Here is a 15,260-nt window from a genome sequence, read left to right on the forward strand (position 1 = left end):
GTCACCCTCCATCTCTCGATTTTTGCAAGGCTTCGCCTATGGCGATCAGCAGGGCAGGGGCATCGAACGGCTTGCGGAAAAAGCCGTTGATACCCTGAGCGCGGCCCTGGTCTGCGATTTCATGACGACCGGTAACCAGGAATACCGGCAATCCCGGTCGCGTCTTCTTCACCTCGTCACGAAGTTCGAAGCCATTCATACCGGGCATGCCGATGTCGGTGATGAGTAGGTCCAGATCCAAAAGTCCGTAGTCGAGCAGCCCCCTGGCCGAACCGAAACAGCAAGCCGCATATCCGGCGGATTCCAGAAGCTCTTCCAGCGACTCGAGCAGCCTCGGATCGTCATCAACAATCGCGACCATCGGCCTTGTCTTCTCCATGCTTAATTTCCTCCTGCCCGGCGCGAGTGGGTTATGGGTATTCCCAGTCGCTCCGCTATCCGCACCAGATCGGCGAGCGATGCCGCCGCCATTTTTTGCATCACATTCCTCCGATGGATCTGCAGTGTAACTTCGCTGATCCCCAGCTCGGACGCCGCCTGCTTGTTCAGAAGGCCGCTGATGACGAGTGGCAGCACCTCCCGCTCGCGCCGCGTCAGTTCGAGATATCGCTGTTTCAGCTCGCTCAGTTCGGCCCGCTCCGACCGCTTTTTCCGATCTTCGCAGATGGCCGCATGGACGGCTGCCATGAGATCCGCATCGCTGAACGGCTTCGTGAGGAAATCCACCGCGCCGCGCTTGATGGCACGCACAGAAGAGGGGATGTCACCATGTCCGGTAATGAAGACGATGGGCGGATGATCGCCCTCGGCGATCTGCCGCTGCAACTCGAGGCCGTTGATATCGGGCAACTCGACGTCAAGGATCAGGCAGGCGGGGATGTCCGGCTTCTCAGCGCCCACATACTCGCCTGCCGAGCCGTAGCCGATGGCGCGTATGTCGTGGGCTTCCAGGAGTTCGCCGAGCGCTTCCCGAACACGTCCGTCGTCATCGACAATGAAAACAACACGATCGTCTGTCATCATGGCGCGGCTTTCGCTGTTATTGGCAAGATGAAAATGAACCGAGCGCCGTTCGGTTCATTGTTTTCGGCCCACAGCCGCCCGCCATGTGACTCGACTATCGAGCGGCAGATGGCGAGCCCCATGCCCATTCCGGTTCCCTTGGTCGTGAAGAAAGGCTCGAATATCCTGTCGGGAAATTCGATGCCGCGTCCGTGATCGCTGATTTCCGTCTGAATTTCATTCCCGGCGCGATGCGCGCGCACTTCGAGAATTTTTTCGCCTGTTGTCGGATCCATAGCCTCCATGCCGTTGCGGATGAGATTGATGAGGACCTGCTGAATCTGGATGACATCGAGCGTGACGGGCGGAAGATTGCTCTCGATATAGATATCCATGCGAATGCGGCGGCGAGCGGCCTCTTCGGCCATGAGGCTACCTGCCTCGGCAATAACACCAGCAAGCGTCGTGCTGATCCTTGCCTCCACGGATTGCCTGAACAGCGCACGAACGCGGCCGACGACGTCTGCCGCCGCATTGGCGTCCCGGATGATGCGCTCGGCGACGATTTTAGCGCGCGCGACATTCGGAGGATCGACCGAGAGCCAGCGATGGCAGGCATGCGAATTGGCAACGATCGCAGCCAGCGGCTGGTTCACTTCATGCGCGATCGATGCCGACAGTTCTGCAAGGCTTGCCGCCTGCGAGGCGACAGCCAGCCTCTCCTGCGTGCGCCGCAATTCCTCCTGGGTGCGCACGTCGTCATCGATGTCAAAGCTCACGCCGTACCACTGCAGCACATAGCCGCTCGCGTCGCGCAAGGGTTCGGCGCGGCCGTTGATCCAGCGATAGACACCATCGGCCCGCCGCTGCCGATATTTCATCGCGAAGGTCTCGCCTGTAGCAAACGAGTGAACGAGCGCGTGTCCGACGGACGCCGCATCGTCGGGATGGACGGAATTCTGGATGGCCATCTGCAACCGGCTGGCATCGGGCGAATTGAGATCGGCCAATGTCAGCCCGACATACTCTGCCAGGCGTCTGTTGAGATAGGAGGGCTCTCCGTCAGGCTCGGCCGCCCAGATCAGTGTCGGTAGCGCGTCCACAAGTCTTCTCAGCTGCTTCTCGCTCTCCCTGAGCGTCTCCTCGGCGCGCAGCTGGTCGTCCACATCGTGCGAAAGACCGTACCATTGGACGATGCGCCCGCTTTCATCGCGCAGCGGCTCTGCGCTTCCCTCGACCCAGCGGTAGGCGCCATCGGCTCGCCGCAGGCGGTAGCGTCGCGAAAAGCGCTCACCGGTATTGACACTGTATTTAAGCGCCTCCGCCCATCCGGCCGCATCGTCCGGATGGATTGCTGCCTCGATGATGGCGGCCATCTGGTGCGCGTCGAGCTCGTCTGCCTTCGCCATACCCACGCCGAAAAAATCCATCAGGCGCTTGTTGAAGAAGGTCGGTTCACCGTCCGGACTAAGCCGCCAGAGAAGGCTCGGCACCATGGCCACAAGCTGCGAAAACTCCCGTTCACGGTTGCGCAGCGCCTCCTGCGCATTCATCTCATCCTCGATGTCGATCGAGGCGATGTACCATTGTACGACCGCGCCATTTGCATCACGCAGCGGCTGCGCACGCGCTTCGATCCAGCGATAACCCCCATTCATGAGGCGTCTGCGAAACCGGTTGACGAAGGGTTGGCCGGTCGCAAAGCCATTTTTTGCCTTCGCAAACATTGCCGGAAAGTCTTGCGGATGCGCTACGTCTCGGGCCAGCATGTCGAAGTCCTCGATCTGCGCCATCGGCGTACCAGCTTGCTCCTGATATCGCTTGCTGACATAGGTCATCCTGCCTGAAGGGGCGAAGCTCAGAATACTGAAGGGCACGGCGTCGATCATTTGCTCCAGCTGCTGCTTGCTGTTCCGTAGCGCTTCTTCAGCCTGCACAAGGTCGTCGATATCGTGTGAAAGCCCGTACCATTGGACGATGCGGCCGTCGTCATCCAGCATCGGCTCTGCGCTGCCTTCCACCCAGCGGTAGACACCATCTGCGCGTCGCAGGCGATATTTCATGGAGAAGCGTTCGCCGGTTCCTACGCTGTGAAACAGCGCCTGGGTCATGCGTGTTGAGTCGTCCGGATGTACGGCGGCCTGAATGATAGCCGCCAAGGGATGGACGCCTTCAACATCGACGTCGCCCAAATCCAGACCCAGAAAATCGATGAGTCGTTGGTTGAAGAAGTTAGGCACGCCGTCGGGCGTCAGCCGCCAGAGGTAGCTGGGCACCATGTTCACGAGCTGCGAGAATTCCCGCTCCCGCGTGCGCAATGCCTCCTCGGCCTTCACCTCGTCATCGATGTCGATAGAGATTGCAAACCATTCCACTATGGTGCCGTCATCATCCCGCGATGGTTCCCATCGACCGTCAACCCAGCGATAGACGCCATCTGCTCGAAGCATACGATATTTCATCGCATTGGGTTTGCCGGTCGCAACCGAGTGGCGGACTGCGTCCAGTAGCCTGGTCGAATCCTCGGGGTGCACGTAGGTGTGCATGGCGGTTGCCAAACGACTGCGGTCCGGATTGTCCAGTTGCGTGAGACTGTCGACGCCGAAAAAATCGAGCAGGCGTTTGTTGAAGAAAGTCGGCTGGCCCTCGGGGGTCAGACGCCTGATCTGGGCGGGAACCATGTTGATGAGCTGTGAAAGCTCCCGCTCCCGGTCCCGCAATGCCTCTTGTGCGATCACCAAGTCGTGGATGTCGAAGTTTATACCGTTCCATCGCGTAATCTCGCCATTGGCGCCACGCATGGCGGTGGCATGTGTCTGTACCCACCGATAAGTGCCATCGAACAGCCGTTGGCGATGCCTAACCATATAAGGCTCACCGGTGGCCAAGCTCTTGGCGAACAATGTTCCCGCGACCTCAAGGTCATCCGGGTGAATGGTCGCGGCTAGGATGTTGGAGAGCCGAGCGTGGTCAGCCTGATCCTTTTCGTCCATGTTGAAGCCGTAGAACTCACGCAACTGCTTGCTGAAGTAGAATGGCTCGCCGGTTGGTGTCGTGCACCAGATACGCGCCGGGAGTGTTTCAACAAGCTCACGTAGCGAGCGCTCGCTTTCGCGCAGGGTAGATAACGCCAACTGATGTTGACGGGATATGGCGGCGACGATGAGTGCCGAAAACGCAGAGATCACCAGAAAGAGCTGCAGCATGATCTGCCTATGGCGCTGAGTCTCGGGATCGCCAACAAACTGGCCGGCGCCTGATATCGTGAAGACCGCTGCAAGCAGCGCCAACAAAGCCAGCGTCACAACCGCTCCCTTGAACTCGAAGCGTACTGCTGCCCATAACAGGGGAGGCATGATGATGTAAGCGAAGGGCAGGTAGCCGCTGAGCGAGAGGACGGCAATGCCGAGGAAGATCAGCCCGAGAACCGAGGCTTCCGCCCATCGCGCCGGCGAGAATTCGGTTTTGTCACGCCAGTCCTGAAACACGAGCAATGCCAGCGGCGCGACGATCAGGACACCGGTGGCGTCCCCGATCCAAAAGAGGGGCCAGGCGCCCGTGAAGGTCTGCGAATATATGCCGAACCAGGCCAGCGTCGCACTGCCGATCGTCGCGCTCACAACAGGTGCAATTCCTGCGCACAGCACGATGAAGGTGATGACTTCGTGCAAGGTTTCCAATCGCACGGATCGGTTTAAGGCCCAGTTCACCAGCCATGCGCCAAGCATCGCTTCAAGGGCATTCCCGGCATAGATGAGAACGGCCGCAGGGAATGGACTATGGAACCACAGGACGTTGCTGAGTAGCTCGGCAAAACAGCCCGCCAGCACCCACCATGGCCAGCTCCGCATGGGAGCGAGGATCAGCGTTGCGATAAAAAGCCCGCTCGGAGGCCAGATGGAAATACCCGTTCCGGGAACGATTGCAAGCGCTTGAGCGAAACCGCAACCCAGGACATAAGCGATAAAAAAGAGACCCAGATGCCGAAGGTTGGGACGGTACGGCCAGGCGGGCGTCATCGGCTGCTCCTGCAGGACAAAGAAAGCCTGGGATCGCCAGCGTTTCGAATGGTTTAGTCTCGACATTGACGCTGATGAGCCCACGCTGCAGCCTAGTCTGGCCACCGCGCCGCCGCAACTTATGGAAATCCATGTATTGGCGACCACGTGATCGCTTCGTCGCTTTGATAGAAGGCCGACGAGCCTCCATGATGTCCGACGTCCGCTCGCAGCCTGTCGTGATATCGCCGGCGGGACGAAGAGGTATGCACGTTGATGACCGGCAACGGGGCCGGCGTTCCAATAAGAATGAACTGCATGCTCGGTGTCGGGATCAGCAGAAACATGCTGATCCCGACTGAGGCGTAGCGGAGCAGGAGCACGGGGCGGCGATCCGTTCCGTAGGCGCTAGGCGCTGCTAGCCCTTGATGAAGGCGAGCAGATCGGCGTTGACCTGGTCCTGATGCGTCGCGGTGATGCCATGCGGCGCGCCCGGATAATAAATATCCTTCGCACCCTTGATCAGCCGGGCAGACTTGACGGCGGAATCCTTGACCGGAACGATCTGATCGTCCTCGCCGTGCAGGACGAGCGTCGGCACATCAAATTTCTTGAGGTCTTCCGTGAAGTCGGTTTCCGAGAATGCCTTGACGCTTGCATGGGCGTTCAGGAGCCCGGCCTGCATGCTCCAGAGCCAGAATTGGTCGAGGGTGCCCTGGGAGACAACAGCGCTCGGCCGATTGGCCCCGTAGAATTGCGGAGCCAGATCGCGGTAAAACTGCGAGCGGTCCTTGACCAGGCCGGCGCGTATCGCGTCGAAGACCTCGATCGGCAGGCCTTCTGGATTGGTCGCCGACTTCACCATGATCGGCGGTACCGCGGCGATCAGTACGGCCTTGGCAACGCGGCTCGTGCCGTGCCGGCCGATATAGCGAGCGACTTCGCCGCCGCCGGTCGAATGGCCAACCAGCGTCACGTCGTTGAGATCGAGCGCCTCGATAACGGCCGCCAGATCGTCGGCATAACCGTTCATGTCGTTGCCGGACTTTGCCTGGCTGGAGCGGCCATGGCCGCGTCGGTCATGCGCCACGACGCGAAAGCCCTGCTGGGCAAGGAACAGCATCTGCCCGTCCCATGCATCGGAGTTCAGCGGCCAGCCGTGGGAGAATGTGATGACCGGACCGGTACCCCAGTCCTTGTAGTAAATCTCTGTGCCGTCCGCGGTGATAATGGTGCTCCCGGCTTGCTTTATGGGGCCGCCGGCGGGCGAGGGGGCATTTTGCTTCGACGCGGCCTTGGCTGCTGCCGCAGCGGGCACGCCGATCGCAACGCTCGCGGCAATACTGCCCAGCAGGAGCCCTCGGCGGGAAGCGCTTGCGGTCGACAGATCTGAAATATCTCGCATTCTCTATCCTTTGCTATGGAGATGACTAGGGAAGGAGGATGCCGACCGCGGCTGCGGAAAACTATCGGACCGAAGCATTTCCCGGCTGTGCGAAAGGTTAGGCCACCAGGTCGAATGATTAGGGAGCGTTGCTCTTGGGAATTGGTGTCGGGCGTCACTCCCGGACGGCAAACGCATCGCGCTTAAGCCCAAAACAAAACACTGTCACATAAGCTCCCTATGCCTGCTGTTGACGCTCCCGGCGTCGCGAACAAGCTTTTGAGATCGGGTTGGAGATGGGCGTTAAGAACTATTTGATCGAGGGTGTTTCTGGGACCGGAAAGACATCGGTTGCCACCGAACTGCATCGACGCGGCTACCACGTTATCCATGGCGACCGCGAGCTGGCTTATAAAGGCAATTCAGAAACGGGTGAGCCAATGGACGGTTCGGTGCTTGAGCAGTCCATTCTGGATGTAGGCTTTGGCCATAAGCACCACCTTTGGGATGTCGACAAAGTCAGATCCCTGGTCGCTGACCGAAGCCACGCGATCTCCTTCTTCTGCGGAGGCTCCAGGAATTTCAATCGCTTCATTGATCTGTTCGATGGGGTTTTCGTTCTCGATGTCGATCTGGACACGCTGGACAGACGGCTTGCCAGCAGACCGGAAGACGAATTTGGCGGAAAGCCGGCCGAACGAGAATTCATTCGGCGGCTGCACGCAACGCAGGAGGATGTTCCGAAGAACGCGACGAGGATTGACGCCAATGCTCCGCTCGCCAGCGTTGTCGATGATATTCTCTCTAAATGCTGAGATTAGGTGGGTCTGCTGATCGCACGTTGAGGGAAGCTCTTTCCGGCTGGCCGACATCTCTTCGGCTATCGATAGCCGACCCCGCGATATAGTCGGCCAGCATGCTCCTCGAACTCTTCCTGCTCGAAAAGCGTCGTGGCCGCGCCATTTCAGCTGCGGCCACGCCGAGCAATTACTTTCTCGATTGGTAGTGGCTGAACCAGCCTTCGAAGCCGATATGGCCGAGCCGAGCATTGCCAATGGGCACAAGCGAACCGTCAAGCAGCTTCGTGCCGAAATAGAGCGTGTTAGGATCGGCCACGACCTTGCGGGTATCGTTGGTCGCCTTCATGAAACGCGCCGCGATCTCGTTCAGGCGAATTTTTTCGGGACCGGCAATCTCGATCGTGCCGTTGATCGGCGCGCTGGTTGCCACGTCGGCCATCGCGTCGGCCACGTCCTCCGAAGAAATCGGCTGCACATAGGCCGACGACAGATGGACCGTGTCGCCGACCGTACCGGACTGGACGATGCCGGGGAGAAATTCGAAGAACTGCGTCGAATGTACGATCGTGTAGGGGATCCGAGAACCCTTGATCAAATCTTCCTGCACCAGCTTGGCGCGCATGTAGCCACTATCCTGCAGCCGCTCCACGCCGACGATGGAAAGGGCGATATGATGTTGAACGCCTGCCGCTGCTTCCGCCTTCAGCAGGTTGTGTCCGGCGGTCTGGAAGAAATCCATCACGGCCTTGTCTTCGAAGGAGGGCGAATTGGCGAGGTCGATCACGACATTTGCGCCAGCCAGCGCTTCGTCCAGCCCCTTGCCGGTCAGCGTATCGACGCCGGAATTCGGGGAGGCGGCGAGAACGTCGTGTCCTTTTTTTCTGAGCCGCTCGACTGTCTTCGAGCCGATGAGCCCAGTGCCACCAATGACGACGATCTTCATGTCCAGTCTCCTTGTCGTGGTTGATTGAAGGCTCGATTGCCCCACGGGAGAATGCGTCGGATCGCGATGCCGGACCATTCTACGGGGGGAGCGGTCATCTAATCCGGAAGTATAGGAATAGCTGTCCCAAACGATGGGAAGCTCGACCGCTCACGAGGATTCCACTCCGTTCAGCATTAGCCGAACGCACCGTCTGGCCAGATGGATGGGCAGGAGCAGCACGTTACTTTCCGTCGCGGGTGAGAGCCCTGTGGCATCAAGCCCGATCAAACCACTTCTCGGAGATTGCAATGATTAAGCGCCTAAACATATTCGCCAGGAAAAACGACGGCATCGAAGGCCTCGCTGCCGTCGAGGGATGGATCGCCAAGAGCTTCGATCCCAAGTTGATGGAACTGATTAAAGTACGGGTGTCCCAGATCAACGGATGTACCCATTGCCTGCACATGCATCGTCAGGACGCACTCAAAATGGGCGAGACCGACGAGCGGATGCTGCTCCTCAGCGCCTGGCGCGAATCGCAGCTCTATACCGAGCAGGAACGTGCCGCACTCGCCTGGGCCGAGGCGCTCACCAACATCAGAGAGGGTCATGCATCGGATGCCGACTACGAGGCTGCACGGACTCAGTTCTCGGAAGACGAGCTTCTGACGCTTTCCATCGGCGTCGCAATGATCAACGCCTGGAACAGGCTGGCAATCGGCTTCCGGCTGCAACATCCCGCCGATCACAAGCGCGCTGCCTAATTCGGTTGCATAGATATTGACCGGGCGAATGTGTTCGTCCGGTCGCCTCGCAAAGCAATAGGCTAGAGCCGACGGCTCCACGCGGCCACGCGTTTCGCCACGGTCTCGATATGTTCGGCCTGAGTGAATCCGGAAACAGTCTTGCGCGGCTTCAGATCGTGGTCGCCATCCTCAAGCCATAGCATCTCGATGTGATTGGATAGATGATATCCATCGACTTCTTCCCGCGATCCGAACTGATCCCGGGTTCCCTGGCAGACCAAGGTAGGTGTCCTGAGGTCCGCCAAGTGCGCGGTGCGGAGGCTGTCGGGCTTGCCGATGGGATGGAATGGGTAGCCCAGACACAAGAGGCCGCGGATCTTTCCGGAATCATAAAGGTCATCGGCGATCATGCTGGCAACGCGCCCGCCCATCGACTTGCCGCCGATGACTAGGGCATGCGACGCCGGGACATCGTCGATCGCTGCCCTGTACTCCTGCTGCAATATTTCCATACGCGGCGGAGGCGTCCGCTTTCCCGAAGAACGCCTTGCGGCCATGTAGCCGAATTCGAAACGCAGAAGTCTGATGCCGTTAGTCGCAAAACTGAGTGCAATCGCCTGCATCCACGGAGTGTCCATCGCGCCGCCAGCTCCGTGCGCAAGCAAGATCGTAACGTCGGCATCGTCCGGGCCTGTCGCGAGAATGTCGAGGGGCATATGCGGCACTCCAAAGCTTCGGATGACGCGTTGTACATGCATTGATGATGCCGTCAAAGGTTGGGAAAGGCGGCTTTGCTCGCCGGACTGTATCGGAGGTCGACGCCGGATCAGGCGAGCGGCGACAGGGACTCTCTGAATGCGACGAGCATTGCTTTCGTCTCCGGTGAACCACCGATATTGAAACCGACTCGGTCCAGTACGGCGGCGGCCCGTTCCACCAGACCGTAGCCGGTCTCCGTTAGCTTGACAATTTTGGCGCGGCGATCGTCGGGAAGAAACTGCTGTTCGATCAGACCTTGGCTCCTCAATCGGCCCGTCAAAGCGCTCAGCGTACTCTTGTTGAGGAAGAGATTCGTGAGCAGATCCGCGTGCCTCACCGTCCCTTGATCAGCGACGGCCAACAGCAGGCGATATTCGGTGAAGGTGATGTCCAGCTCCGCCTGACGCATGGCGTCGTAAAATTGCTCGCGAACAAGCCGCGATGTGTCGACCAGAAGATGCATCAGGTCAAAATGGCCGCTGGGTTCGATAGATCGGGCGTCGTCATTTGCGCTCAGAGGGATGACCACCGGCCGTAATGCCGTCTTCACTCCGCGCTCGGATTCGGTGAAGGTTAGTGACAGTTCGTCGTCAGGCCGCGCACGCTTTAGCATGGCGGCGACCGGTCCGTATGAAGGCGCGAACGGTGTCGTGCCGCCAATAACTCCGGGCGGGCTTGTTCGGTCAGCCGGTCGCGGAGCCCAATCATGCGCCCCTCCCCGCCATCAGAAGGGAAGTGGATTTCCATGAGATTTCGCTATATAAAACTGTCATGATTGACACTCGTTTTACAACGGCCCTTCAAATTGTTGTGAATGTCGCTGTCGACGGGCAGCGCGGAGTGCGCAGCACGAGCCTGACTTTGGCCGAGCGGTTGAACACGAACGCGAGTTTTATTCGGAAGCTTCTATCGCCGATGACCACCAACGGGCTGTTGAACAGCGCAGCCGGAAATGGCGGCGGTATCAAGCTTGCCCGGCAGGCGGCCGATATTCGATTGAGCGAGATCTATCGATCGATCAACGCCGATAGTCCCCTTTGGAACGCAAGGGACGATGTGCCCGGTATTTGTTTCGTTTCCAACAATATTGAGCGTCTTTCTAATTCATTGTCCAAGCAGGCAGAGCACGCCGTTCTGGAGACCCTCGACAATGTAACAGTCGCGGACGCAATCGTTGAGTTGCAGCGTCTGGATGAGGAAAGGGAGGCATCAATCGAGCCTCCGCACCCCTAAATCGCATAAACCGAATTGATGAATGGCAAGGGGAGGCCGGTAGGGAACTCCAGCCTCCCCCCTATCTGATCGGAGGTCAAATCGGATCAGATGGTTACGCTGTCGCCGCGGGATTTGCGGCCAATTGTATTTTGTAAGCGATGCGCTTGAACCGGGCGCTGCTTTCGGCTGATGCACCGACGACGGTATAAAATTCCGTCTCATCAACATCGCGTCCGTCGCACTCATCCTGAAAATCCACGTATGGACGAAGCGCCTTGCAGCGCCCGCCAACTTCGTTTGATGGCGGGACTATATAGATTGCGCTAAATGTATCAATAGTGGGTACGATAAAAAATATGCTTTACTTAGTAATTGGTATGCGGCAAGCGATGGCTGGTACTCGGTAGTGCCTGACCAAGGGTGCGAGACTCGTTACGACATGATCGGAATCGCAAGCGATAGCGACCATGCACCGACGCTTCGGATCGAGTTCCGCGTTCGATGATTTGCGAATGCGGGCAGGCTGCGAGGGACAATCCGATCCTGTTTGGCAGCTGTGATCTTTAGGCAACATCACCGACGCAAGCGGATAATTAGTAAGTCCATAAATGTATTTTTTATTGATACATTTCGACCGCAGTGCGATGACTACGCTGCGGCGCTCGCCGTATCGCCCGTAAGGGCTCGTTAACAAGGAAGGCAAGCTCAAAACGTCGATTCACGGCGCGGATAGCTGTGCCCGCTTGATAGAGGAATAACAATGAATCTCAAAATGCTACTCCTAGGTACCGCGGCGGCTCTCGCGTCCGCTTCAGCGTCCTACGCCGCCGATGCAGTGGTGGCAGCAGAGCCGGAACCCGTGGAATATGTCCGCGTTTGCGATGCCTACGGCGCCGGCTACTTTTTCATTCCAGGCACGGAAACCTGCCTGAAGGTCGGCGGCATGGTGCGCACCGAAGGTTATTGGGGCGACGCGTACCAGCCTGACCACCGGATCGGAACGCTCTGGCATACCCGTTCTGAACTCGACATCGATACGGCGACCGACACCGAATGGGGCCCGCTGAAGACAGATACGGTCTTCCGTTGGGACTTCCAGGAAGGCACAAACAGCACCAAGCTGCTTTGGTCCAACATCAGCCTCGGTGGCTTCCTGGTCGGTAAGGCCGACTCGCAGTTCTCGTCCTTCCTCGGCTACGCCGGCGACATCATCCAGGACGACGTTGTCTCCTACGGCCCTGGCCCGACCAACACTGAACTCAATCAGCTGACCTACACCTACGACGCCGGCAACGGTTTCCAGGCCATGGTCTCGTTGGAAGACACCGATTCAGGATCCGATACCTTCTATGACAGCTCCTTCGTCCAGAAGAACGGCAAGAGCTGGCAGACCGGCAAGGAAAATCACTACGCTCCCGATGCAGTCGTCGGTGTCCTCTACAAGACTGGCATCTGGCAGTTCGGCGTCGTCGGCGGTTATGATTCCATCGTCGAAGAAGGTGCCATCAAGGCACGTGTCGACGCCGATCTCGGTGCTCTCTCCCTCTTCCTCATGGGCGGCTGGAACACGGATGGCGACAAGCTCAACAAGTTTGCATCCGGCTACGTCGTCGACGGCGCTTGCCCGGCTGACCGCGAAGAGCTTTGCGGCTGGGGTGACTGGGCTCTCTGGGGCGGTGGTGCCTACAAGATCAACGACAAGCTGAAGGCCGATTTCCAGGTCGCCTACACCGACTCGAAGATCCTGGCTGCTTCCGCAAACCTGAAGTACAACCCGGTCAAGGGTCTGACCGTGGAGCCTGAAGTCAACTACACGCGCTGGGATTCTACCGACAACGACCAGTGGGCTGGTATTCTCCGCTTCCAGCGCAACTTCTAAGCAGTATCAGGTGCGAATTGCTTCGCCCCTGATGCCAAATCCGGAGCGCCGCCAGTCGTGCGGCGCTCCATGCCATCCGCGACATGCCTCCTAAGACATATCCGCCAAGGCCGCATGGAGGGCATCGATGAAGGTGTCTGCATTCGCCCGCGAAAAGACGAGGGGCGGTCGAATCTTCAGAACATTTGCCTGCGGTCCGCTCGCGCTGATGAGCACGTGGCGTTCGCGAAGCCCATTGACGATCCGCGCTGCTGCCTGTGCGGAAGGCTTGCCGTCTTCGACAATGTCCATTCCGATGAAAAGGCCGGCGCCGCGCACGGAGGCAATCAACGGCGAGCGGTTTACATATTCTGCCAACTTCTCTCTGAGATAAGTCCCGACGGTTCGGGCATTTGCGATCAGCCCTTGTTCTGAAATGACGTCGAGCACTGCCTGGCCCGCTGCCGCCGCGACGGGGTTACCGCCGAATGTGTTGAAATAGCGGGCGTTTCGGCCGAAGTCAGCGATGATCTCAGGCCGCGCGATCAGGCCGGCCATGGGATAACCGTTGCCCATCGGCTTGCCTATGGTCACCAAGTCCGGAACGATGCCGTGCCGCAAAAAGCCCCACATGGCATCCCCTGTCCGCCCGAACCCGGGCTGGACCTCATCGGCGACAAAGATGCCGCCAGCCTCGCGAATAGCGGCAACGGCGGATTTGAGGAAGCCGGGCGGCTCGGCGATCACGCCATCGCTTGAAAAGATCGTGTCGACGATGAGCATAGCGGGTTTCAAGCCGTGCCTTTTGAGATCGGCAATGGCAGCTTCCACCCCTTGCGCGAAATCCGCTTCGATTGCGTCAGCAGGCAGATTCGGGTTCGGCGCTGCTACCGTTCTGACATGGACGCCGAGATCAACGCTTGGCCCGAGCGACGGGGAAAACTCGGCAACCGTGCTGGTGACGCCGTGATAGGCATGCGACGTGACGATGATGCCGGTTCCACCCGTGTAGGATCGTGCAATACGGACTGCCAGATCGTTGGCCTCGCTTCCCGTGCAGGTGAACATGGCCTGGCTGAGTTCGGGCGGGCAGGTCGCCGTCAACGATTCGGCATAGGTCAGGATACCGTCGTGAAGATAGCGGGTGTGGGTGTTGAGGGTCGCCGCCTGTCGGCTTATAGCGTCGAGGACCTTCGGGTTGCCATGGCCGACGGATGCAACATTATTATAGGCGTCGAGATAGGCCTGACCGTGGCTGTCGTAGAGCCAGACTCCCTCGCCACGGACGAAATGCACCGGTCTCTCGTAAAACAGGCGGTAGGCTGGCCCGAGCACGCGTTCCCGCCGCGCGATCATCGCCTGCTCCTCCTCGCTCAGCCTGGCAAAATCCGCGGCGCCGAATGCATTGGCCATCGTCATGACAAGTCTCCAATTTTTTGCTGAAACAAGGTGCCAAGATCCTTATCGGAATAGTCGGCAAGGCGCGTCAGCCCTGAAAGAGCGATCGGGTGGTTCCGAAGAATATAGTCTCGATTCTCCGGATAGAGGCTGGCTCGCCATTCGGTGATGACGACGGTCATGGCAAGCCTCGTACGCAACAGGGTCGGCAGGCAGGCGATCTCGAATTGATCGAGCCGTCTTATGCGGTGATAGGCGGAAAGCATGGCAATGGCGTCCTCAAAGCCTGTTTCAGCGCCGATCTGATAGGAGAGAGCAACCGCAAGATCATTGATCAGGGGCGCCTCCACCATATCGCCGAAGTCGATCACACCTGTGACGACCTCCGGGTCGGCTTGGGAAACGAGAACATTGTGCGGGTTGAAGTCATTGTGGATGACCTGTCGGGGAAGGGCATTGATTCCCCGATCCGCAAGTCTGACGAAGCCATCGAGCGCATGCCGAACCATCAACTGCCGCGAAGGCTCGACCTCGGTAACGAATTCGGACAATGCCGTGGCGTTGCAGATATCCCAAAGCAGATCCTGCTGCGGTACCTGCGGTTTGAAATCGGCCAGACCCTTTCCGAGAAGGGCAAGTGCCTCGCCAAGCGCCCGCATCTGGCCGCTGGACCGTGGTGCCTTGTAGAGCTGTTGGCCATCGAGGAAGGTCAGCATGCGCCCTATGCGCTGCTCATTTCCGAAAGGCAGGAGAACGAGCGTTTCTCCCTTCCTTGTCGGGACAGCGTTTGGAAGTGGCAAGGGCAGCCCCTTTGCCTCGAGATGAACCAGGGCCTGCGTCTGGAATTCGAGCACGTCGAGCCGCTCGGCCGGATTGGCGATCTTGAGAATATAGCCGCGGCCGCTGTCTGCGTGGATGAGAAAGGTCTCGTCCCGCTCGCTCGACAACGTGACGGCGCTGCCGGCTACGCCGAAATGTTCCCAGGCGATGGCTGCCACTGTCGCCAGCGGCGTTTTTGCAACCGTGGCATTGAGCGCATTCTGGTTTTGCTGAATTGGCTCGGATGTCGACGACATGGAATCACACCTTTATTGACACCGGGCTGTGGAGAATGATTGAAACTGCCGGGTGTGATTTGCATTTTGTGGCGAAGAACCGCCGGTTTTCCATCGAAA

At 58.8% G+C, this 15,260-nt stretch carries 13 protein-coding genes; 4 read left to right on the forward strand and 9 right to left on the reverse strand.

Annotation, left to right across the window (positions count from 1 at the left end; translation table 11 throughout):
• Window position 1 precedes the first annotated feature (1 nt).
• The 4 genes from EV561_RS15845 to EV561_RS15860 all read right to left on the reverse strand — a co-directional run bounded on the left by EV561_RS15845 (window position 2) and on the right by EV561_RS15860 (window position 6,405).
• Complete coding sequence (locus EV561_RS15845; protein WP_132523081.1) at window positions 2-379, reverse strand: response regulator; 378 nt, start codon at window positions 377-379, stop codon at window positions 2-4.
• 2 nt (window positions 380-381) lie between these two features.
• The gene (locus EV561_RS15850; RefSeq protein WP_132523083.1) at window positions 382-1,023 is read right to left on the reverse strand and encodes a response regulator; all 642 of its coding nucleotides are present in this window, start codon (window positions 1,021-1,023) and stop codon (window positions 382-384) included.
• Complete coding sequence (locus EV561_RS15855) at window positions 1,020-5,021, reverse strand: PAS domain-containing protein (RefSeq protein WP_132523085.1); 4,002 nt, start codon at window positions 5,019-5,021, stop codon at window positions 1,020-1,022. Before EV561_RS15855 ends, EV561_RS15850 begins: the two co-directional genes overlap by 4 nt.
• Before the next feature lie 397 nt (window positions 5,022-5,418).
• Complete coding sequence (locus EV561_RS15860; RefSeq protein ID WP_132523087.1) at window positions 5,419-6,405, reverse strand: alpha/beta hydrolase; 987 nt, start codon at window positions 6,403-6,405, stop codon at window positions 5,419-5,421.
• A 275-nt stretch (window positions 6,406-6,680) separates the two neighbouring features.
• On the opposite strand from EV561_RS15860, the gene EV561_RS37890 reads away from it, so the two are divergent.
• Entirely contained in the window at window positions 6,681-7,199 is a 519-nt protein-coding gene (locus EV561_RS37890; RefSeq protein WP_132523089.1) for an AAA family ATPase, read from the forward strand.
• A 172-nt stretch (window positions 7,200-7,371) separates the two neighbouring features.
• On the opposite strand, the gene EV561_RS15870 is transcribed toward EV561_RS37890, so the two are convergent.
• The gene (locus EV561_RS15870) at window positions 7,372-8,127 is read right to left on the reverse strand and encodes an SDR family oxidoreductase (protein WP_132523091.1); all 756 of its coding nucleotides are present in this window, start codon (window positions 8,125-8,127) and stop codon (window positions 7,372-7,374) included.
• Window positions 8,128-8,417: 290 nt separating this feature from the next.
• Here EV561_RS15870 and EV561_RS15875 point away from each other — a divergent pair, with 290 nt between their 5' ends.
• Entirely contained in the window at window positions 8,418-8,873 is a 456-nt protein-coding gene (locus EV561_RS15875) for a carboxymuconolactone decarboxylase family protein (protein ID WP_132523093.1), read from the forward strand.
• A gap of 62 nt (window positions 8,874-8,935) precedes the next feature.
• Here EV561_RS15875 and EV561_RS15880 read toward each other — a convergent pair whose 3' ends face one another.
• A complete protein-coding gene (locus tag EV561_RS15880) occupies window positions 8,936-9,571 on the reverse strand; it encodes an alpha/beta family hydrolase (protein ID WP_132523095.1) in 636 nt (211 codons plus the stop codon).
• Window positions 9,572-9,681: 110 nt separating this feature from the next.
• Window positions 9,682-10,164: a MarR family winged helix-turn-helix transcriptional regulator gene (locus EV561_RS15885; protein WP_165927817.1), complete on the reverse strand. Its 483-nt coding sequence runs from the start codon at window positions 10,162-10,164 to the stop codon at window positions 9,682-9,684.
• Between the two features lie 221 nt (window positions 10,165-10,385).
• On the opposite strand from EV561_RS15885, the gene EV561_RS15890 reads away from it, so the two are divergent.
• Window positions 10,386-10,847: an Rrf2 family transcriptional regulator gene (locus tag EV561_RS15890; protein ID WP_132523099.1), complete on the forward strand. Its 462-nt coding sequence runs from the start codon at window positions 10,386-10,388 to the stop codon at window positions 10,845-10,847.
• Window positions 10,848-11,589: 742 nt separating this feature from the next.
• Window positions 11,590-12,708: a porin gene (locus tag EV561_RS15895; RefSeq protein WP_132523101.1), complete on the forward strand. Its 1,119-nt coding sequence runs from the start codon at window positions 11,590-11,592 to the stop codon at window positions 12,706-12,708.
• 90 nt (window positions 12,709-12,798) lie between these two features.
• Here the strand turns inward: EV561_RS15895 and EV561_RS15900 are convergent, their stop codons facing one another.
• Window positions 12,799-14,106, reverse strand: coding sequence for an aspartate aminotransferase family protein (locus EV561_RS15900; RefSeq protein WP_132523103.1), 1,308 nt, complete (start codon window positions 14,104-14,106; stop codon window positions 12,799-12,801).
• Window positions 14,103-15,161: a phosphotransferase gene (locus EV561_RS15905; RefSeq protein ID WP_132523105.1), complete on the reverse strand. Its 1,059-nt coding sequence runs from the start codon at window positions 15,159-15,161 to the stop codon at window positions 14,103-14,105. The genes EV561_RS15900 and EV561_RS15905 overlap by 4 nt, the downstream gene beginning before the upstream one ends.
• Between the last annotated feature and the right edge of the window lie 99 nt (window positions 15,162-15,260).

The organism is Rhizobium sp. BK376 (genome assembly GCF_004341625.1).
Taxonomy (GTDB): domain Bacteria; phylum Pseudomonadota; class Alphaproteobacteria; order Rhizobiales; family Rhizobiaceae; genus Rhizobium.